22 protein-coding genes are annotated in these 17,321 nt (G+C 42.2%); 15 read left to right on the forward strand and 7 right to left on the reverse strand.

The window, feature by feature from the left end; genetic code table 11:
• The first annotated feature begins 43 nt into the window (after positions 1 to 43).
• The 10 genes from menH to panF all read left to right on the forward strand — a co-directional run bounded on the left by menH (position 44) and on the right by panF (position 7,887).
• Positions 44 to 805: a 2-succinyl-6-hydroxy-2,4-cyclohexadiene-1-carboxylate synthase gene (gene menH / locus ACTG7X_RS03830; protein WP_439257222.1), complete on the forward strand. Its 762-nt coding sequence runs from the start codon at positions 44 to 46 to the stop codon at positions 803 to 805.
• Positions 806 to 845: 40 nt separating this feature from the next.
• Positions 846 to 1,703: a 1,4-dihydroxy-2-naphthoyl-CoA synthase gene (menB, locus tag ACTG7X_RS03835; protein WP_439239890.1), complete on the forward strand. Its 858-nt coding sequence runs from the start codon at positions 846 to 848 to the stop codon at positions 1,701 to 1,703.
• Between the two features lie 56 nt (positions 1,704 to 1,759).
• The gene (locus ACTG7X_RS03840; protein WP_439257223.1) at positions 1,760 to 2,176 is read left to right on the forward strand and encodes a nucleotidyltransferase substrate binding protein; all 417 of its coding nucleotides are present in this window, start codon (positions 1,760 to 1,762) and stop codon (positions 2,174 to 2,176) included.
• The gene (locus tag ACTG7X_RS03845; protein ID WP_439257224.1) at positions 2,158 to 2,481 is read left to right on the forward strand and encodes a nucleotidyltransferase domain-containing protein; all 324 of its coding nucleotides are present in this window, start codon (positions 2,158 to 2,160) and stop codon (positions 2,479 to 2,481) included. Before ACTG7X_RS03840 ends, ACTG7X_RS03845 begins: the two co-directional genes overlap by 19 nt.
• The gene (menC, locus tag ACTG7X_RS03850; RefSeq protein ID WP_439257225.1) at positions 2,468 to 3,463 is read left to right on the forward strand and encodes an o-succinylbenzoate synthase; all 996 of its coding nucleotides are present in this window, start codon (positions 2,468 to 2,470) and stop codon (positions 3,461 to 3,463) included. Before ACTG7X_RS03845 ends, menC begins: the two co-directional genes overlap by 14 nt.
• Positions 3,464 to 3,544: 81 nt before the next feature.
• The gene (gene aroQ, locus ACTG7X_RS03855; RefSeq protein ID WP_439257226.1) at positions 3,545 to 4,006 is read left to right on the forward strand and encodes a type II 3-dehydroquinate dehydratase; all 462 of its coding nucleotides are present in this window, start codon (positions 3,545 to 3,547) and stop codon (positions 4,004 to 4,006) included.
• 184 nt (positions 4,007 to 4,190) lie between these two features.
• A complete protein-coding gene (gene accB / locus ACTG7X_RS03860; RefSeq protein WP_439257303.1) occupies positions 4,191 to 4,655 on the forward strand; it encodes an acetyl-CoA carboxylase biotin carboxyl carrier protein in 465 nt (154 codons plus the stop codon).
• A gap of 65 nt (positions 4,656 to 4,720) precedes the next feature.
• Positions 4,721 to 6,067, forward strand: coding sequence for an acetyl-CoA carboxylase biotin carboxylase subunit (gene accC, locus ACTG7X_RS03865; RefSeq protein ID WP_439257227.1), 1,347 nt, complete (start codon positions 4,721 to 4,723; stop codon positions 6,065 to 6,067).
• Positions 6,068 to 6,115: 48 nt separating this feature from the next.
• Entirely contained in the window at positions 6,116 to 6,406 is a 291-nt protein-coding gene (locus tag ACTG7X_RS03870; protein ID WP_439257228.1) for a YhdT family protein, read from the forward strand.
• A complete protein-coding gene (panF, locus tag ACTG7X_RS03875) occupies positions 6,403 to 7,887 on the forward strand; it encodes a sodium/pantothenate symporter (protein ID WP_439257229.1) in 1,485 nt (494 codons plus the stop codon). The genes ACTG7X_RS03870 and panF overlap by 4 nt, the downstream gene beginning before the upstream one ends.
• A 97-nt stretch (positions 7,888 to 7,984) precedes the next feature.
• Here panF and priC read toward each other — a convergent pair whose 3' ends face one another.
• The 5 genes from priC to fbp all read right to left on the reverse strand — a co-directional run bounded on the left by priC (position 7,985) and on the right by fbp (position 12,323).
• Positions 7,985 to 8,557, reverse strand: a complete 573-nt coding sequence (gene priC, locus ACTG7X_RS03880) for a primosomal replication protein PriC (protein ID WP_439257230.1) — start codon at positions 8,555 to 8,557, stop codon at positions 7,985 to 7,987.
• Positions 8,558 to 8,603: 46 nt separating this feature from the next.
• Entirely contained in the window at positions 8,604 to 9,959 is a 1,356-nt protein-coding gene (locus tag ACTG7X_RS03885; RefSeq protein WP_439239877.1) for a Na+/H+ antiporter family protein, read from the reverse strand.
• Positions 9,960 to 10,113: 154 nt separating this feature from the next.
• Positions 10,114 to 10,773, reverse strand: coding sequence for a ribonuclease T (gene rnt / locus ACTG7X_RS03890; RefSeq protein WP_439257231.1), 660 nt, complete (start codon positions 10,771 to 10,773; stop codon positions 10,114 to 10,116).
• A gap of 55 nt (positions 10,774 to 10,828) precedes the next feature.
• Positions 10,829 to 11,236, reverse strand: coding sequence for a lactoylglutathione lyase (gloA, locus tag ACTG7X_RS03895; RefSeq protein ID WP_439257232.1), 408 nt, complete (start codon positions 11,234 to 11,236; stop codon positions 10,829 to 10,831).
• 76 nt (positions 11,237 to 11,312) lie between these two features.
• On the reverse strand, positions 11,313 to 12,323 hold the full coding sequence (fbp, locus tag ACTG7X_RS03900; protein WP_439239784.1) for a class 1 fructose-bisphosphatase: 1,011 nt from the start codon (positions 12,321 to 12,323) through the stop codon (positions 11,313 to 11,315).
• A gap of 191 nt (positions 12,324 to 12,514) precedes the next feature.
• Between fbp and mpl the strand changes: the two genes are divergently transcribed.
• From mpl to ACTG7X_RS03915, 3 genes are all read left to right on the forward strand, one after another.
• A complete protein-coding gene (mpl, locus tag ACTG7X_RS03905; protein WP_439257233.1) occupies positions 12,515 to 13,879 on the forward strand; it encodes a UDP-N-acetylmuramate:L-alanyl-gamma-D-glutamyl-meso-diaminopimelate ligase in 1,365 nt (454 codons plus the stop codon).
• 233 nt (positions 13,880 to 14,112) lie between these two features.
• Positions 14,113 to 14,391: a type II toxin-antitoxin system RelE/ParE family toxin gene (locus tag ACTG7X_RS03910; RefSeq protein WP_439257234.1), complete on the forward strand. Its 279-nt coding sequence runs from the start codon at positions 14,113 to 14,115 to the stop codon at positions 14,389 to 14,391.
• 11 nt (positions 14,392 to 14,402) lie between these two features.
• Positions 14,403 to 14,699, forward strand: coding sequence for a HigA family addiction module antitoxin (locus ACTG7X_RS03915; protein WP_439257235.1), 297 nt, complete (start codon positions 14,403 to 14,405; stop codon positions 14,697 to 14,699).
• Positions 14,700 to 14,752: 53 nt separating this feature from the next.
• Here the strand turns inward: ACTG7X_RS03915 and ACTG7X_RS03920 are convergent, their stop codons facing one another.
• Both ACTG7X_RS03920 and ispB read right to left on the reverse strand, forming a co-directional pair.
• Positions 14,753 to 15,478, reverse strand: a complete 726-nt coding sequence (locus ACTG7X_RS03920; RefSeq protein WP_439239781.1) for an epoxyqueuosine reductase QueH — start codon at positions 15,476 to 15,478, stop codon at positions 14,753 to 14,755.
• A 1-nt stretch (position 15,479) separates the two neighbouring features.
• Positions 15,480 to 16,451 carry an octaprenyl diphosphate synthase gene (gene ispB, locus ACTG7X_RS03925; RefSeq protein ID WP_439257304.1) on the reverse strand — a complete coding sequence of 324 codons (972 nt, stop codon included), beginning with the start codon at positions 16,449 to 16,451 and terminating at the stop codon, positions 15,480 to 15,482.
• Between the two features lie 243 nt (positions 16,452 to 16,694).
• Between ispB and rplU the strand changes: the two genes are divergently transcribed.
• On the forward strand, positions 16,695 to 17,006 hold the full coding sequence (gene rplU, locus ACTG7X_RS03930) for a 50S ribosomal protein L21 (RefSeq protein WP_439257236.1): 312 nt from the start codon (positions 16,695 to 16,697) through the stop codon (positions 17,004 to 17,006).
• A gap of 20 nt (positions 17,007 to 17,026) precedes the next feature.
• Positions 17,027 to 17,284 (forward strand): 50S ribosomal protein L27, encoded by a 258-nt coding sequence (rpmA, locus tag ACTG7X_RS03935; RefSeq protein ID WP_005634356.1) that lies wholly within the window; start codon positions 17,027 to 17,029, stop codon positions 17,282 to 17,284.
• The last annotated feature ends 37 nt before the right edge of the window (positions 17,285 to 17,321 follow it).

Raw genomic sequence — 17,321 nt, forward strand, 5'->3', positions numbered from 1 at the left:
AAACCACGTTATGATAAACGTGGTTTTTTTATTAGGACGAAATATGCCAACTTTAATTTTCTTACATGGATTACTTGGCACCAAAGCCGATTGGCAAGCCATTATCGAAAAATTGCAAAAAAATGCACCGCAGTTTGATTGCTTTGCATTGGATTTGCCATTTCATGGTGAAAATAAGCAAGTAGAAGTAACGGATTTTGAGCAAACCGCTCAATTTATTTCACAGCAAATCCAGCAGAAAATTCAAAATAAGCCTTATATTTTAGTGGGTTACTCATTAGGTGGACGGCTAGCATTATATTATGCGTTGCATTCCCATTGTGCAAAAGGCCATTTACAAGGGGTGATTGTAGAGGGGGCGAATTTAGGGCTGAACAATGAACAGGAAAAGCAACAACGTTGGCAAAACGATCAACAATGGGCCAAACGGTTTATAACGGAATTGCCTGAAACGGTGTTGCAAGATTGGTATCAACAGCCGGTTTTTTCGCATTTGACTGGCCTACAACGTGCGGCATTAATTGCTAAACGTGCGACAAACTGCGGTGAAAATGTCGGGAAAATGTTATTAGCAACCAGTTTAGCGAAACAGCCAGAGCTGAGTGAAAAAGTGCGGTCTAAAATATTGCCAATTTATTATATGGTGGGCGAACGAGATCAGAAATTTACGCAATTAGCGATACAAAAAAATTTGTCATTTTGTACCATTCCACAAGCAGGGCATAATGCCCATTTAGAAAATCCCCAAGCCTTTGCGGAACAATTACAGCGTTTTGCTTTTGAGATCGCAAAAGTTCCGTTATAATGACCGTACTTTTTATTAAAAACAATATAAGGACATTTTTATGCAAAATCCAAAAGATGATGTGCTTTACGCCCCGATTGAATGGGTCGATCACAGCAACGGTTACAGCGATATTCTTTATCATAAATCCACTGATGGCATTGCCAAAATTACCATTAACCGCCCTGAAGTGCGTAATGCGTTTCGTCCACAAACCGTGAAAGAAATGATTAACGCCTTTGCAGACGCACGTTTTGATGAAAAAATTGGTGTGATTGTGTTAACCGGTCAAGGCGAAAAAGCGTTCTGTTCTGGCGGTGATCAAAAAGTACGTGGTGACTACGGCGGTTATAAAGACGAAAGCGGTGTACATCATTTAAATGTATTAGATTTTCAACGTGATATTCGCACTTGCCCGAAACCTGTGGTGGCCATGGTGGCTGGTTATGCCATTGGTGGTGGTCACGTGTTGCATATGTTGTGTGATATTACCGTGTCTGCGGATAACGCCATTTACGGTCAAACAGGACCGAAAGTGGGATCCTTTGACGGTGGTTGGGGGGCAAGTTATATGGCTCGCCTTGTGGGTCAGAAAAAAGCCCGTGAAATCTGGTTCTTATGCCGTCAATACAACGCCCAAGAGGCCTTGGATATGGGCTTGGTTAATACGGTTGTGCCTTATGCGGATTTAGAGAAAGAAACTGTGCGTTGGTGTCGTGAAATGTTGCGTAACAGCCCGATTGCGTTGCGTTGCTTAAAAGCGGCATTAAACGCCGATTGTGACGGACAAGCGGGTTTACAAGAACTTGCAGGCAATGCGACAATGTTGTTCTATATGACCGAAGAAGGGCAAGAGGGACGCAATGCGTTTAATGAAAAACGCGCCCCTGATTTTAGTAAGTTTAAGCGGAATCCTTAATTTTACCCTCACCCTAGCCCTCTCCCATTGGGAGAGGGGATTTTTAGGAGATTAAGATGGTTGAACAAATTACCCGACTAAAACAACGCTTTGAGCATTATCAAAAAGCACTGACTCAGTTAATGGAAGCTGTTGAGAAATATTCAAATACGCAAGAAAATATCATCAAAGAAGGCTTGATCCAACGTTTTGAATTTACCCATGAATTGGCGTGGAAATTGATGAAAGATATTTTGCAGTATGAGGGGGATTTTGAGGGAGGTTCAAGAACCGCAACTCGTGAAGCCTTTAATTTGGGTTATATTTCTCAGGGCGAAGTTTGGATGGAAATGATTAAAACGAGAAATCTTACAGTACATACCTATAATGAAGATATTTTAGAAGATGAGTTCAATAAAATTATTTCTCAATATTTCCCTTTACTTCTTGAGTTCAGACAAAAAGTAGAAACCCTATGCCAAAATTTGGATTAAGCGATAAATCAATCAAACAAATTCAGGATATTTTGCGAAAATATCCCGAAATAGAGCAAGCGATTATTTACGGTTCTCGGGCCATGGGCAATTATCGTGAGGGTTCGGATGTTGATTTAACTTTAAAGGGCGAAAATGTCACCCAACAAACTTGCGGTAAAGTTTGGCTAGATTTAGACGATTCTTATTCCCCTTATTTATTTGATCTTTCCGTTTATCATTTATTAACCAATCCTAATTTTATTGCTCAAGTTGACAAGTTTGGGCAGGTGTTTTATCAAAGAGAAAATAATGAGAAGTTATAATTTATATCGTTACAGCATTCCCGTTGACAGTCAGTTAATTCTCCGCAACCGTTTTTTAAAAAAACGAGAGGGCTTGTTGGTGCAAGTGGTTTGTGGTGAACACGAGGGATGGGGCGAAATTGCACCGTTGCCAGAATTTAGCCAAGAAACGCTGGAACAGGCTCAACAGCAAGCCATTGATTGGTTAAGCCGTTGGGATAAGGCACGTTCTTGCAATGAAAAATTGCCGTTAAAGGATGAGGAGGTTTATCCCTCTGTGGCCTTTGGGTTGAGCTGTGCGTTGGCGGAGTTGAAAGGTAAATTGGGTGAGCAAGGCAATTATCAAACCGCCCCGCTGTGTTATGGCGATCCTGATGAATTGTATGAGCCACTGGATCAAATGCAAGGCGAAAAAGTGGCGAAAATTAAGGTCGGCATGTATGAGGCCAATCGGGACGGATTAATTGCCGATATGTTGTTGGAGGCCATTCCTGATTTGCATTTACGCCTTGATGCAAATCGCAGTTGGACGCCAGTTAAAGCGGCCATGTTTGCGAAATATGTCAAACCTGAATACCGTTCTCGCATTCAATTTTTAGAAGAACCTTGTAAAACTCGTGAGGAAAGTCGTCAATTTGCGGCTGAAACAGGCATTGCCATTGCGTGGGATGAATCGGTGCGTGAACCGGATTTTGTGGTGCAAGCGGAGCCAAATGTGGCAGCGATTATCATTAAACCGACCTTGGTGGGCAGCATTGAAAAATGTGTGCGTTTGATTGAACAGGCCCACGCTTGCGGTTTAAAAGCGGTGATCAGTTCTTCTATTGAAAGCAGTTTTGGTTTAACGCAATTAGCACGTTTAGCCCAACAATATACGCCAAATATGGTGCCAGGGTTGGATACGTTAGATCTGATGGAACATCAAATTGTGCGAACTTGGCCAGATTCAACCTTGCCTGTGATTGATTTGGATTCGGAATTTATTGAGAAAATCACGGTCTAAAAGGTTAGACCACATTTTATTAAGCTGAGTTTTTGTAAAAAATCGTTATAATGCCTCAGATTACAGCAAAAGGATAAGATTATGTCGCTATCTGCACGCATTTTGTTATTAAATGGCCCGAACTTGAATATGTTAGGGGCGAGAGAGCCAAAGCATTATGGCTCGCTGTCGTTGTCGCAAATTGAACAGCATTTACAGCAGCTTGCTCAACACTGCGGTGTAAAATTGGATTGTTTTCAAGCCAACAGTGAGGAAAAGTTGATTGATAAAATTCACCAAAGTTTTCAGCAAGTGGATTTTATTATTATCAATCCGGCGGCTTATACCCACACGAGCGTGGCCTTGCGTGATGCGTTGTTAGCGGTGGCTATCCCTTTTGTGGAAGTGCATTTGTCCAATATTCATAAACGTGAGCCGTTTCGTCATCATTCTTATTTTAGTGATGTGGCGGAGGGCGTGATTTGTGGATTGGGGGCAAAAGGTTACGAATATGGATTGGATTTTGCCGTGCAATTTTTAGCAAAAAAAGCAGAAAATCGTTAAATTTTCACTAAATTTGCATAAATTCGCATAAAATTGTCGCCAAAAGCCACTTTTTCGGGTAATCTTGTTTTTCTCAAAAAGAGCAGAATTTTTTCACCGCACTTTGATGATTCATTGGGTTATTAAAGTGATGTAAAGTGCGGTTCGTTTTTATATTATTTTTCAGGAAATCTACATTATGGCAATGGATATTCGTAAAATCAAAAAATTGATCGAATTAGTTGAAGAATCAGGCATTATGGAATTGGAAATCTCCGAGGGAGAAGAATCCGTTCGTATTAGCCGTGGTACACCGGCACCAACTGCGGTGCAATATCAGCTCCCAGCCGCCGCACCGGCTCCAGTCGCACCAGCACCTGTTGCACCAACGGCAACAGCAACCGCAACGCCAGCACCTGTCGCACAAGAAGTATCAGGTCACCAAGTGCGTTCACCAATGGTGGGGACATTCTATCGTAGCCCAAGCCCAGAGGCAAAAGCCTTTGTGGAAGTGGGACAAGCGGTGAAAGTGGGCGATGCCCTTTGTATCGTGGAAGCCATGAAGATGATGAACCGCATTGAAGCGGACAAAGCTGGCGTGGTGAAAGCCATTTTAATTAATGACGGTGATGCGGTTGAGTTTGACGAACCGTTAATCGTGATTGAATAATATTTTCTAATGGGCGGTATTGCCCATTATTTTTATCTTCCCCAATTTTAATCTGGAATAATCTTATGTTAGAAAAAGTGGTTATTGCCAATCGCGGTGAAATTGCCTTACGTATTTTACGTGCATGTAAAGAACTCGGCATTAAAACCGTTGCGGTACATTCTACCGCCGACCGTGATTTAAAACATGTTTTATTGGCTGATGAAACCGTATGTATCGGCCCCGCCCCCTCAACCAAAAGTTATTTAAATGTGCCGGCGATTATTGCAGCCGCTGAAGTGACCGGGGCGGATGCGATTCACCCTGGTTATGGTTTCTTATCGGAAAATGCGGATTTTGCCGAACAAGTCGAATGTTCAGGCTTTACCTTTATTGGTCCAACCGCTGATGTGATTCGCTTAATGGGCGACAAAGTGTCTGCCATTAATGCCATGAAAAAAGCTGGCGTGCCTTGTGTACCGGGTTCCGATGGCCCATTGGGTTCAGATATGGCGAAAAATAAAGAAATTGCCAAACGTATCGGTTTCCCTGTGATTATTAAAGCCTCCGGTGGCGGTGGCGGTCGTGGTATGCGTGTGGTGCGTAATGCGGAAAGCCTCGAAGAAAGTATTGCCATGACCAAAGCGGAAGCCAAAGCGGCCTTTAATAACGATATGGTGTATATGGAAAAATACTTGGAAAACCCACGTCACGTGGAAATTCAAGTATTAGCCGATACCCACGGCAATGCGGTTTACCTTGCTGAACGTGATTGTTCAATGCAACGTCGTCACCAAAAAGTAGTAGAAGAGGCACCGGCACCGGGGATTTCTGAGCAAGTTCGTCAAGATATTGGTTCACGTTGTGCCAATGCTTGTGTGGAAATTGGTTATCGTGGTGCGGGGACTTTTGAGTTCTTGTATGAAAATGGCGAGTTCTATTTTATTGAAATGAATACACGTATTCAGGTAGAACATCCTGTGACAGAAATGATCACGGGCGTAGACTTGGTGAAAGAGCAACTTCGCATTGCGGCTGGCTTGCCACTTTCAATTAAACAAGCGGATATTAAAGTCAAAGGTCATGCGATTGAATGTCGTATTAATGCGGAAGACCCAAAAACATTCTTACCATCACCGGGTAAAGTGGTGCATTTGCATTCACCGGGCGGATTAGGTGTGCGTTGGGATTCCCATGTGTATGCTGGTTATACCGTGCCACCGCATTATGACTCCATGATTGCGAAATTAATTGTGTATGCCGATACCCGAGAAGGGGCGATTCGCCGTATGCAGAATGCTCTATCCGAAACCATTATTGATGGCATTAAGACCAATATTCCGTTACATCATTTAATTTTGGAGGATAAGAACTTCCAAAAAGGTGGGGCGAATATTCATTATCTCGAGAAGAAGTTGGGTATTTCAGAATAGTAAAAAGAGAGTGGATTGTCAGGATCCACTTTTTTATTAGGAGAGAACATGACATTACAACAACGTTATCGGCAAGCTGCACGTGAGGCACGTTGGGCGTTAGGATTAACCATTCTTTACATGATTGGCTGGGCAGTTTGTGCTTATTTGCCAGATAACAGTGCAGGCCCCTTGGGTTTTCCTTTGTGGTTTGAATTATCTTGTATTTATCTGCCTGTTTTGTTTATTGTGGTGGCCCATTGGCTGATTAAAATTGTGTATCAAGACATTGATCTTGACATTTCAACGGAAAAGGACCGCACTTTATCAAATTCGCAAGATAAGGACATCACATCATGAACTTAGGGATTATTTTTCCTTTAATTATTTATTTAGCTTTTGTATTTGGTGCCGCAGTTTATGCGTACGTAAAACGGTCAAAAGGTGATTTTTTAACCGAATACTATGTGGGAAACCGCTCCATGACCGGCTTTGTGTTAGCCATGACCATTGCCTCCACCTATGCCAGTGCCAGTTCTTTTGTGGGGGGGCCGGGGGCGGCCTATAAATATGGCTTGGGTTGGGTGTTGTTAGCCATGATCCAAGTGCCAGCGGTGTGGTTAGCTTTAGGGGCGTTAGGCAAAAAATTCGCCTTGTTATCTCGTGAAAGTAAGGCATTGACAATCAATGATTTACTGCTTTATCGTTATAAAAATAAAGCCCTTGTTTGGATTGCAGGCATTGCCTTATTAATTGCCTTTTTTGCCGCCATGATGACTCAATTTATCGGCGGTGCCAGATTGTTATCCACCACTATCGGGATTTCTTATACCAGTGCCTTGTTAATTTTTGCAGCCACTGTCGGTATTTATACCTTTATCGGCGGATTCCGAGCCGTCGTGCTGACGGATACCATTCAAGGCACGGTGATGATTTTAGGTACATTGATTTTACTCGGTGCGGTGATTTATGCCACCGGTGGGCCAGAAAGTGCGGTGCAAAAACTGACTGAAATCGATCCGCAGTTAGTCAGCCCTTATGGCCCCAATGACATGCTAGGCTTTCAATTTATGGCATCATTTTGGGTGTTAGTCTGCTTTGGCGTGGTGGGCTTGCCTCATACCGCCGTGCGTTGTATGGCGTTCAAAGATAGCAAGGCTTTACACCGTGGCATGTTAATTGGCACCATTATTCTCAGCGTGATTATGTTAGGCATGCACTTAGCCGGTGCGTTAGGGCGAGCCGTCATTCCGGATTTAACCATTCCCGATCAAGTGATCCCAACCCTAATGTTGCAAGTGTTACCGCCGATAGTGGCAGGGATTTTCTTGGCGGCTCCCATGTCAGCGATTATGTCCACCATTGATGCGCAATTAATCCAATCCTCAGCGATTTTCGTGAAAGATTTGTATTTATCCGCCAAACCAGAAATGGCCACCAATCAGAAAAAAATCAGTTGGTTTTCTTCCATTATCACGCTGACTATTACGGTGCTTTTGGTGCTAGCGGCTTTAAATCCGCCTGATATGATTATTTGGCTAAACTTGTTCGCCTTTGGTGGACTAGAAGCCGCCTTTTTATGGGTGATTGTACTCGGGATTTATTGGGATAAAGCCAATGCTACTGGGGCCATTAGTTCTATGGTGACAGGTTTGGCTTGTTATATTTTATTGGTGCAATTAAAAGGCGTAGATTTAACGTCCTTGCCTGAGGCTTTGCAATATGTGGTACAAGGGATTAAATTATTCAGCAAATTCCACGAAATCGTGCCGTCTTTGGTGTGGGGGTTGATTGCGTTCTTAGTGGGTAATCGGTTTGGGGTGAGAAACCAAAGAACCTAGCACTTACGTACTAGGTTAAGCATTATGACGCTACTCCGTAGCTGTATCAAGATGCGGAACATCGTCACTTCGTTAGCCCTGTACGCAAGTGCAGGGCTTATTCATTCTCCAAGCTATCCTTAAACGCCAAATATTCTTCCAATAACTCAATCGCACTTAAACAGCGTTCACGGCGTTGTTTGGTGCTTGCAATTTGTGGCTCAATGACCATTTTTTGGTCTGCGGTGGCAAGGCTGAGTTCAATTTCTTGCTGTGCTAATTTTTCATTCAGAGCATGCAAAGCCTCATAATATTTGACCAATTTTTCACGTGGTGGCAGTAATTCAATTTGTTGGCGTAGCTGATCACGTTTATTTAAAACAGGTTTCTTTTCTACCGCAGTTTGTGGGGTTTGTAATAAGCGAATGGCATCTTGTAATGCAGTGTATTGTGCGACCAGTTTTTCCGTAAAAAAGGCAAATTGAGCCTGATCCTGTTCGCTAAGTCGTTGCAGTTGCTGGAAACATTGTTGCATTTCATTTAAATAGAAATCAACGGTTTGAAAATTCTCACTAAATAACATGGGGTCGAATTTGTTATAAAGGGTTTCTTGTTTGAGATGTACATATTGTTGTGCTAATTCAACAATATATTGATTTAATTGGCCTAAAAGTGCGGTGTGATTTTTCATATTTTTATGGAGAAATCCCCCTAACATTCATTAGGGGGAAAAGGGGTTAAAGAACCATGGCGGCAATCCAGCCGAATGCAATTAATGGAATGTTGTAGTGTAAGAATGTCGGCACCACGCTGTCCCAAATGTGGTCATGTTTGCCATCTACATTTAAGCCAGAAGTTGGGCCTAAAGTAGAATCCGAGGCCGGTGAACCCGCATCACCTAAAGCGGCTGCGACCCCCACAATAGACACCGTAGCGAGTGGTGAGAATCCCACAGCAATACATAATGGCACATAAATAGACGTGATAATCGGTACGGTGGAGAATGAGGAGCCGATCCCCATGGTGATAAATAACCCCACCAATAACATTAAGAAAGCGGTGAGTCCTTTATTATCTTGTCCAAGGCCTTGGCTAAAGACTTCCACTAATTGTGTCACGCCACCGGTTTCATTGATTACATTGGCAAAACCTGAGGCGGCAATCATCACAAAGCCGATCATAGCCATTAAACGTAAACCTTGTTGGAAAATATCGTTGCTTTCTTTTAAGCGGAAGATGCCACATACCGCAAAGATGATTAAGCCAGCCAAACCGCCAATAATGGTGGAGCTAGTGAATAATTGTAATGCAAAGGTGACCACGATAGCCACCACGCTGACCCAAGCGTGGAATGGCTTGATGTTGGCAATATGTTGCTCAATTTCAGCCGTGGTCGGTTCTGCCGTAGTAACGGCATATTCTCTCGGTTTGCGATAGCTGACAAAAATAGCAAATAATAAGCCTAAAATCATGCCAGTGACAGGAATCGCCATGGCCATGGAAACTTCAGCGACGCTAGTATGTACGCCTAATGACGCCCCCACTTCGTTGATATTTTTGACTAAAATGCTTTCAATAAAGATTTTCCCAAAGCCCACTGGCAACAACATATAGGTAGCCGTTAAACCAAAGGTTAACACACAAGCCACGGCACGGCGATCCAGTTTTAAGCGGTTAAAAATACTTAATAACGGTGGCACCACAATAGGAATAAAGGCAATATGCACTGGCAACAGGTTTTGAGAGGAGATCGCAAACGCCACTAAAACGGCCAAAATAAAATACTTAAAACCAGCGACGGAACTGCCACTTGGTTGTTTGCCAAGGCGTTTGATCACTTTGTAGGCGAGTAAATCGGTGATACCCGATTTAGAAATCGCCACGGCGAACGCCCCTAAAATAGCGTAGTTCATGGCCACTTCGGCACCACCACCTAAACCGCCGGTAAACACTTCAATGGTTTTCGATAACCCAAGACCACCGGTTAAGCCTGCGGTTAAGGCAGAAATCACTAAGGCGATCACGACATTGATACGTAATAAACTCAGCACGAGCAATACGATGATGGAAATAACAACAGGATTGGTCAGCATAGATTTTATGTCCTTATATTTATAATGAATGATTTAAATGTACTCAAAAAAATGAATTTGTCTAGGGGATTTGAAAAATTTTTATAAAAATAACCGCACTTTTTTGAATTAAATAAGGAATGTTCAATAAAGTGCGGTAAAAAATAAGGAATTTTTATTTTGTATCAACAATATGCGGAAATCCACCCAGTTGTTTAAGGTGGTTCACCATATAACAAAATAATTCTGCGGTACGTTCGGTATCATACAAAGCAGAATGGGCTTGTTTGTTATCAAAGGGGATCTTGGCCACTTGACAGGCTTTCACTAACACCGTTTGACCGAACATTAATCCGCTTAAACTGGCCGTATCCATGGTACTAAAAGGATGAAACGGATTACGTTTGACCCCTGTTCTTTCCGCTGCCGCCATGATAAATCCCTGATCAAAGGCCGCATTATGCGCCACGATAATCGAACGCTGACAATCGGCATCTTTTTGTCCACGACGCACCAGTTGGAACAGGCCTGTAATAGCGTCTAATTCTGAAACCGCCACGGCTTGGCGGAGCGGATTATCTAAATCAATACCATTGATTTTCATGGATTCAGGGTTAATATTCGCATTATGAAACGGCTTAATATGGCAATGATAGGTTTGATCCATTTCGAGCAAACCTTGATCATTCATTTTTAAGGTAATCGCCGCCAATTCTAACAACGCATCCGTCTGACAATTCAGCCCTGCCGTTTCTACGTCAATAATCACTGGGTAATAACCACGAAAACGATTTTTCAGTAAGTGATAATCAGGGATTTTATTTTCTTCTGTCATAAATAATAAGTCACCAAAAGTCCCCTCTCCCTCTGGGAGAGGGCTAGGGTGAGGGTTAATTGCCTAAGGCCGATTTTGCTTGTTTATTTTCGATAAATTCGATTTTGTAACCGTCTGGATCTTCCACAAAGGCAATAACCGTGGTGCCGCCTTTGACAGGACCAGGTTCACGAGTGACATGACCGCCAATGGCTTTTACTGCTTGGCAAGTCGCATAAATATCATCAACACCGATAGCAATATGCCCATAAGCGGTGCCGAGTTCGTATTGTTCCACGCCCCAGTTGTAGGTTAATTCAATCACGGCTGATTCGTCCTCGTCTGCATAACCTAAAAAGGCAAGGGAATATTTGTATTCGGGATTTTCGCTGGTGCGTAACAAACGCATGCCTAATACGTCTTGATAAAATTTAATGGAACGATCTAAGTTACCGACACGTAACATGGTGTGTAAAATTCGCATGATTTTTTCCTTTCTACTAAAAAAAATTTGTGGCAATTATGCCACAAATTTGCGTAAAAATCAGGTTTTAATCGGCTTATTCTGCGTCTTTATATTCCGCCATAAACTCTTGGGCTTTTTCCACCATATTTTTTGAACCAATAAATAACGGTACACGTTGGTGCAGTTCATTTGGTTGAATATCTAGGATCCGACCATAACCGTCACTGGCTAATCCGCCGGCTTGTTCGGCTAAGAATGCCATTGGATTGCCCTCATAAAGTAAGCGAAGTTTGCCGTTCGGATAATTGGTTGCACTTGGATAAATATAAATGCCACCTTTTAACATATTACGGTGGAAATCCGATACCAATGAACCGATATAACGTGAGGCATAAGGGCGTTGTGTGGCAGGATCTTCTTCTTGGCAATATTTGATGTATTTTTTCACCCCTTGTGGGAATTTAAGATATTGCCCCTCATTAATGGAGTAAATTTTGCCTGAATGTGGCATTTGGAAGTTTTCATGGGATAGGCAAAATTCCCCTAAAGTTGGGTCATAAGTAAAGCCATTTACGCCGTTGCCCGTCGTATAGACTAACATCGTTGAGGAGCCATACACCACATACCCCGAGGCTACTTGTTTATTCCCTGGTTGCATAAAGTCCTCTAAGGTAACAGGCGTACCAAGTGGAGTCACACGGCGATAAATAGAGAAAATCGTCCCCACTGACACATTCACATCAATATTAGATGAACCGTCCAGCGGATCGGTTAAAATCACATAACGTGCATTACGCCCACGTTCGGTGTCAAAAGCCACGATTTCATCTTCTTCTTCGGAGGCAAAACCGGCCACATCTTCACGTGCCATTAAGGCATGTTTAAAGGTGTCATTGGCAATCACATCCAGTTTCATTTGGCTTTCACCTTGCACATTTTGGTTGCCTGCATAACCTAAAATATCATTGGTTAAGCCAGCTCGATTAATGTCACGGTGAATCACTTTGGCCACTAAACGAATGGAAGAAAGAATACCCGATAACGCCCCTTTGGCATTCGGGTATTCGGCTTGTTTTTCAATAATAAACGCATCTAAGGTTTTCATAATTAGCATCTCATTTTAATAGTAGAAAGAAAAGTTAGGTATTTTTCACCGCAGTTTATAGACGAAACCACCCTGTTGGATTATGATAGCAACATTCCCGTTTTATCAACATGACAAATATTCAAATATGTGATCTAACGCACAAATTTTTGTCTTATTTGTCTATTTTCAATCAGATTAAAGAGCAAAAAATGACAAAACAACATATTCATATTTTAGGCGTGTGTGGTACTTTTATGGGCGGTGTCGCTATGATTGCCAAACAAATGGGCTATCATGTCACCGGTTCAGATACCAATGTGTATCCGCCTATGTCCACGTTTTTAGAGCAAAGTGGCATTGACATTATTCCCCATTTTGAAATTTCTCAACTGCAACCGGCCCCCGATATGGTGATTGTGGGCAATGCCATGAAACGTGGCAACCCTTGTGTTGAGTATGTGTTAGAAAATCAACTGCCGTTTATGTCAGGACCACAATGGTTACATGATCATTTATTGCGTAACCGTTGGGTGTTTGCGGTTTCAGGTACGCACGGCAAAACTACTACCACAGGCATGTTAACTTGGATTTTAGAGCAAAATGGCTTAAATCCAGGTTTTTTAATCGGCGGCATTGCGGGTAATTTTGGTGTTTCTGCACGTTTTACTGACAGCCCTTATTTTGTGATTGAGGCAGATGAATATGATACGGCCTTTTTTGATAAACGTTCTAAATTTGTCCATTACAACCCAAAAACCTTAATTATCAACAATATCGGTTTCGATCATGCGGATATTTTTGATGATTTACAGGCGATTCAACGCCAATTTCACCATATGATTCGTACCATGCCACAATCTGGCCTAGTGCTTTCGGTGGCGGAAGAACAAAGTGTGAAAGAAACTTTAGACATGGGTTGTTGGTCCGCACAACAATTTTTAGGCAAAGATCAAGAATGGCACGCTGAACGCATTAGCCATGACTGCACCCATTTTGCCGTGTTTCATAAAGGCGAAAAGGCCGCTGAAGTGCAATGGAACATTGTCGGTCAACACAATATGCACAACGCTTTAATGGCCATTGCGGCTGCACATCATGCTGGCATTTCAGTGCAAAATGCTGCCCAAGCCTTGAGTTCCTTTGTGAATGCCAAACGTCGTTTAGAAGTGAAAGGTACCGTGAATGGCGTCACGGTTTATGATGATTTTGCCCATCACCCAACAGAAATTCAAGCCACGTTGACCGCACTTCGTGACAAAGTCGGCGGTGGCGTACGAATCTTAGCCGTGCTAGAACCTCGTTCCAACACCATGAAAATGGGACATCATAAAGATGAAATCGCCCCAGCGTTAGTGCGAGCAGATAATGTGTTTTTACTGCAACCCGATAATATCCCATGGGAAGTGGCCGAAATTGCCGCCGATTGTGTTCAACCTGTTAAATGGGCAGCCAATGTGGATAAATTGGTGGAGTTTGTGGTAGCCGAAGCCCAACCAACGGATCATATTTTAGTGATGTCTAATGGTAGTTTTGGTGGGATTCATCAGAAATTGTTGGATGGGTTGGCGAAGTAAAATCGCTAAATAAAAATAGTACAAAAAGCACCGCAATTTAGGCCTAAACTGCGGTGCTTTTTAATGATTTTTTTACAATTTTTGTGATCTTGATTCCAAAAGCAAACAAATTATCTTGGTTTCTACTGAGATCCCCATAAAATTCACTCACCATAACAATCGTGCTGTGTCGTTGCAAATCCTTTTGCTGGGCGTATAATATAACAGCACACTGCACCAAAGGTGAGTGAGCAATGATTATTTCTTTTAAACATAAAGGGCTAGAACGCTTTTTTAGGACAGGTTCAACCGCTGGGATTCAGGCGAAGCATAAAAATAAATTAAGTTTTCAACTGGCAACGTTACATAAGGCAACATCACCGCTAGATATGGATCAGGCAAATTGGAATTTACATGCGTTAAAAGGCAATTTAGCTGGGCATTGGTCAATTAGCGTAAGTGGAAATTGGCGTTTAACCTTTAAATTTAATGGCGGAAATGCCGAAGTTGTTGATTATCAAGATTATCATTAGGGAGTCGAAAAATGGAAATGTACAATCCGCCCCACCCTGGCAAAATTTTAAAAGAATATATGGGTGATATTAGCGTAACCGATATGGCGAAACATTTAGGCGTGCCAGCTTCAGAGTTAAGCCAAATTTTAAAATGCAAAAAAGGGATTTCTGCAGAGATGTCGTTACGTTTAAGTAAGGCTTTTGAGACGCATGATGAACTCTGGTTAAAATTGCAAAATCAATATGATTTATGGCAAGCGAAAAATGCAAAAGACGTTACTTATCAACAGATTAAGCCAGTGTTTACTGCTCCAGCTTATGCTTAAAAATACATAAAAAACTACCGCAGTTTCAAACTGCGGTAGTTTTTGGGATTTTTTTAATCCGCCGAATAATACAACTTCCCAATCTCAATTCGTTCACGGCCTGTTTCTAAACGCCATTTGTTGCTGTCACGTAAGGAATACACGCAGCCACAATATTCTTGTTGATAGAAACGTTCACGTTTGCTGATTTCAATCATACGGGCCGAGCCACCGCCTTTTCGCCAGTTGTAATCCCAATAAACCACGTCATCATAATGACTGGCGGCACGGTGGCCACAATCGTTGATTTGGTTCATGTCTTTCCAGCGAGAAATGCCTAAGCAACTGGTAAATACAGGAAACCCATTTTCGTGGGCATATTGAGCGGCTTTTTCAAAACGCATATCAAAGCACATGGTGCAACGGATGCCACGTTCGGGTTCCCATTCCATGCCCTCGGCTTTTTTGAACCAGGTTTTGCGGTCGTTTTCGTAGTCATCATCCACGTCAATAAAAGGAATATTGTGTTTTTCTGCAAAGCGAATATTTTCCTCTTTGCGGATCATATATTCTTTTAATGGGTGAATATTGGGGTTGTAAAAATAAATGGTAAATTCAATGCCCGAGGCTAAAATCGCCTCCATGACTTCGCCTGAACAAGGGGCACAACAAGAATGCAACAGCAATTTGTTGTGTCCGTTTGGCAGGTCTAATTTGGGGCGAACAAAAGGGGCATTGGGATCCTTACGTTCTTTACGCTTTCTTTGTTTCGGTTCAAAGTGAATTTGATTATTTTCCATATTAATAACGTCTGTCTACAGATAAGTAAGCCAAGGAAATCAAGGCTTGTTTGTAAATACTATCAGGCAATACGGCAATGGCATCTACGGCATTTTGCGCCTCTTGTTTTGCTCGTGCCATGGCATGATCTAAGGATTTATGTTCCGCCATAATCGCCAATACGTCATCAATAATTTCACGCTGACCACCTTGTAAAATGGCGTTGCGAATCAGTTCACGTTGGCTTGCTGTACCTTGTTGCATAGCGTGTAATAATGGCAATGTCGGCTTGCCCTCGGCTAAATCATCACCCACATTTTTGCCCAACGCCACAGCATTCGCACTGTAATCCAATACATCATCCACCAACTGAAACGCCGTGCCAACATAGCGACCGTAAAGCTGTAAGCCTCGTTCAATTTCTTCATTAGCGTTCGCTAACACCGCTGCCGCTTGAGCTGATACTTCAAATAAGCGTGCGGTTTTGCGGTAGATGACTTTCATGTAATCTTCTTCTGAAGTATCCGGATTATGCACATTCATTAATTGTTGCACTTCGCCCTCGGCCAACACATTCGTGGCATCGGACATGATTCGCAACATTTTTAATGAATTTAATTTTGCCATTAATTGAAAGGCACGAGTATAGATAAAATCGCCCACTAAGACGGCTGCTGCATTGCCAAACTCTGCGTTCGCTGTCGGCTTGCCACGGCGTAGCTCAGATTCATCTACTACATCATCGTGCAACAGACTGGCGGTGTGAATAAATTCAATAAAGGCTGCACTGGTGGGCATTTGATCGCCTTGATAATTCACCGCTTTTGCCGCCAACAGGGCAATGGTCGGACGAATACGTTTGCCACCGCCTTGAATAATATAAAAGCCGAGCTGATTTACCAACGGCACGTCAGAATTAAGCTGGGCCAAAATTTCTTCATTGACTTTTTGCATATCCGCTTCAATCAATGCTTGGATAGCTTGTTGATCCATTAAATTGTTTTGCATAATATTGTTTATTTTTAACCAAAAGTGCGGTTGATTTTACCTGATTTTTTGGGATTACTAAAATAAAACCGTTGCAAAATTCGCATAATTTCGACTTTTTTTATTTTATTGCAAATTAACGCTTGCCATTTTGATGAATTTTCCGTAGAATTTGCGACCTATTTATATGATTTTGATGTGCTAAAAATGAACTAAAACATTATTCAGCACAAATTTAGCGGAGTATTTATGTACGCAGTTTTCCAAAGTGGCGGCAAACAACACCGAGTAAGCGAAGGTCAAGTTGTTCGTTTAGAAAAACTTGAACTTGAAGTCGGCTCAAATGTTGAGTTTGATTCAGTGTTAATGGCCGTTAATGGCGAAGATATTAAAATTGGTGCCCCAGTTGTGACTGGAGCGAAAGTAGTGGCTGAAGTTGTAGCGCAAGGTCGTGGCGATAAAATTAAAATCGTTAAGTTCCGTCGTCGTAAACACAGCCGTAAACAACAAGGTCATCGTCAGTGGTTCACCGAAGTGAAAATCACTGGGATCTCAGCATAATTTCAGAGGAGTTATAGAAGATGGCAACTAAAAAAGCTGGTGGTTCAACTCGTAACGGTCGTGATTCTGAAGCTAAACGCCTTGGTGTAAAACGTTTTGGCGGTGAATCTGTATTAGCAGGTAGCATTATCGTTCGTCAACGTGGTACTAAATTCCACGCAGGTTCAAATGTTGGTATGGGTAAAGACCACACTTTATTTGCAACCGCTGATGGTAAAGTGAAATTTGAAGTGAAAGGCGATAAAAGCCGTAAATATGTGAGCATTGTCACAGAATAATCTTCAAATTAAACCAAATTAAAACGCCTTACTCTGC

It is taken from the genome of Lonepinella sp. BR2271 (assembly GCF_051851515.1).
Taxonomy (GTDB): Bacteria; Pseudomonadota; Gammaproteobacteria; order Enterobacterales; family Pasteurellaceae; genus Lonepinella.

Bases quoted from the DNA above. Each gene is read 5' to 3' on its own strand.
- menH (WP_439257222.1), top strand. From the start codon at position 44: ATGCCAACTTTAATTTTCTTACATGGATTACTTGGCACCAAAGCCGAT.
- menB (WP_439239890.1), top strand. From the start codon at position 846: ATGCAAAATCCAAAAGATGATGTGCTTTACGCCCCGATTGAATGGGTC.
- ACTG7X_RS03840 (WP_439257223.1), top strand. From the start codon at position 1,760: ATGGTTGAACAAATTACCCGACTAAAACAACGCTTTGAGCATTATCAA.
- ACTG7X_RS03845 (WP_439257224.1), top strand. From the start codon at position 2,158: ATGCCAAAATTTGGATTAAGCGATAAATCAATCAAACAAATTCAGGAT.
- menC (WP_439257225.1), top strand. From the start codon at position 2,468: ATGAGAAGTTATAATTTATATCGTTACAGCATTCCCGTTGACAGTCAG.
- aroQ (WP_439257226.1), top strand. From the start codon at position 3,545: ATGTCGCTATCTGCACGCATTTTGTTATTAAATGGCCCGAACTTGAAT.
- accB (WP_439257303.1), top strand. From the start codon at position 4,191: ATGGATATTCGTAAAATCAAAAAATTGATCGAATTAGTTGAAGAATCA.
- accC (WP_439257227.1), top strand. From the start codon at position 4,721: ATGTTAGAAAAAGTGGTTATTGCCAATCGCGGTGAAATTGCCTTACGT.
- ACTG7X_RS03870 (WP_439257228.1), top strand. From the start codon at position 6,116: ATGACATTACAACAACGTTATCGGCAAGCTGCACGTGAGGCACGTTGG.
- panF (WP_439257229.1), top strand. From the start codon at position 6,403: ATGAACTTAGGGATTATTTTTCCTTTAATTATTTATTTAGCTTTTGTA.
- priC (WP_439257230.1), bottom strand. From the start codon at position 8,557: ATGAAAAATCACACCGCACTTTTAGGCCAATTAAATCAATATATTGTT.
- ACTG7X_RS03885 (WP_439239877.1), bottom strand. From the start codon at position 9,959: ATGCTGACCAATCCTGTTGTTATTTCCATCATCGTATTGCTCGTGCTG.
- rnt (WP_439257231.1), bottom strand. From the start codon at position 10,773: ATGACAGAAGAAAATAAAATCCCTGATTATCACTTACTGAAAAATCGT.
- gloA (WP_439257232.1), bottom strand. From the start codon at position 11,236: ATGCGAATTTTACACACCATGTTACGTGTCGGTAACTTAGATCGTTCC.
- fbp (WP_439239784.1), bottom strand. From the start codon at position 12,323: ATGAAAACCTTAGATGCGTTTATTATTGAAAAACAAGCCGAATACCCG.
- mpl (WP_439257233.1), top strand. From the start codon at position 12,515: ATGACAAAACAACATATTCATATTTTAGGCGTGTGTGGTACTTTTATG.
- ACTG7X_RS03910 (WP_439257234.1), top strand. From the start codon at position 14,113: ATGATTATTTCTTTTAAACATAAAGGGCTAGAACGCTTTTTTAGGACA.
- ACTG7X_RS03915 (WP_439257235.1), top strand. From the start codon at position 14,403: ATGGAAATGTACAATCCGCCCCACCCTGGCAAAATTTTAAAAGAATAT.
- ACTG7X_RS03920 (WP_439239781.1), bottom strand. From the start codon at position 15,478: ATGGAAAATAATCAAATTCACTTTGAACCGAAACAAAGAAAGCGTAAA.
- ispB (WP_439257304.1), bottom strand. From the start codon at position 16,451: ATGGATCAACAAGCTATCCAAGCATTGATTGAAGCGGATATGCAAAAA.
- rplU (WP_439257236.1), top strand. From the start codon at position 16,695: ATGTACGCAGTTTTCCAAAGTGGCGGCAAACAACACCGAGTAAGCGAA.
- rpmA (WP_005634356.1), top strand. From the start codon at position 17,027: ATGGCAACTAAAAAAGCTGGTGGTTCAACTCGTAACGGTCGTGATTCT.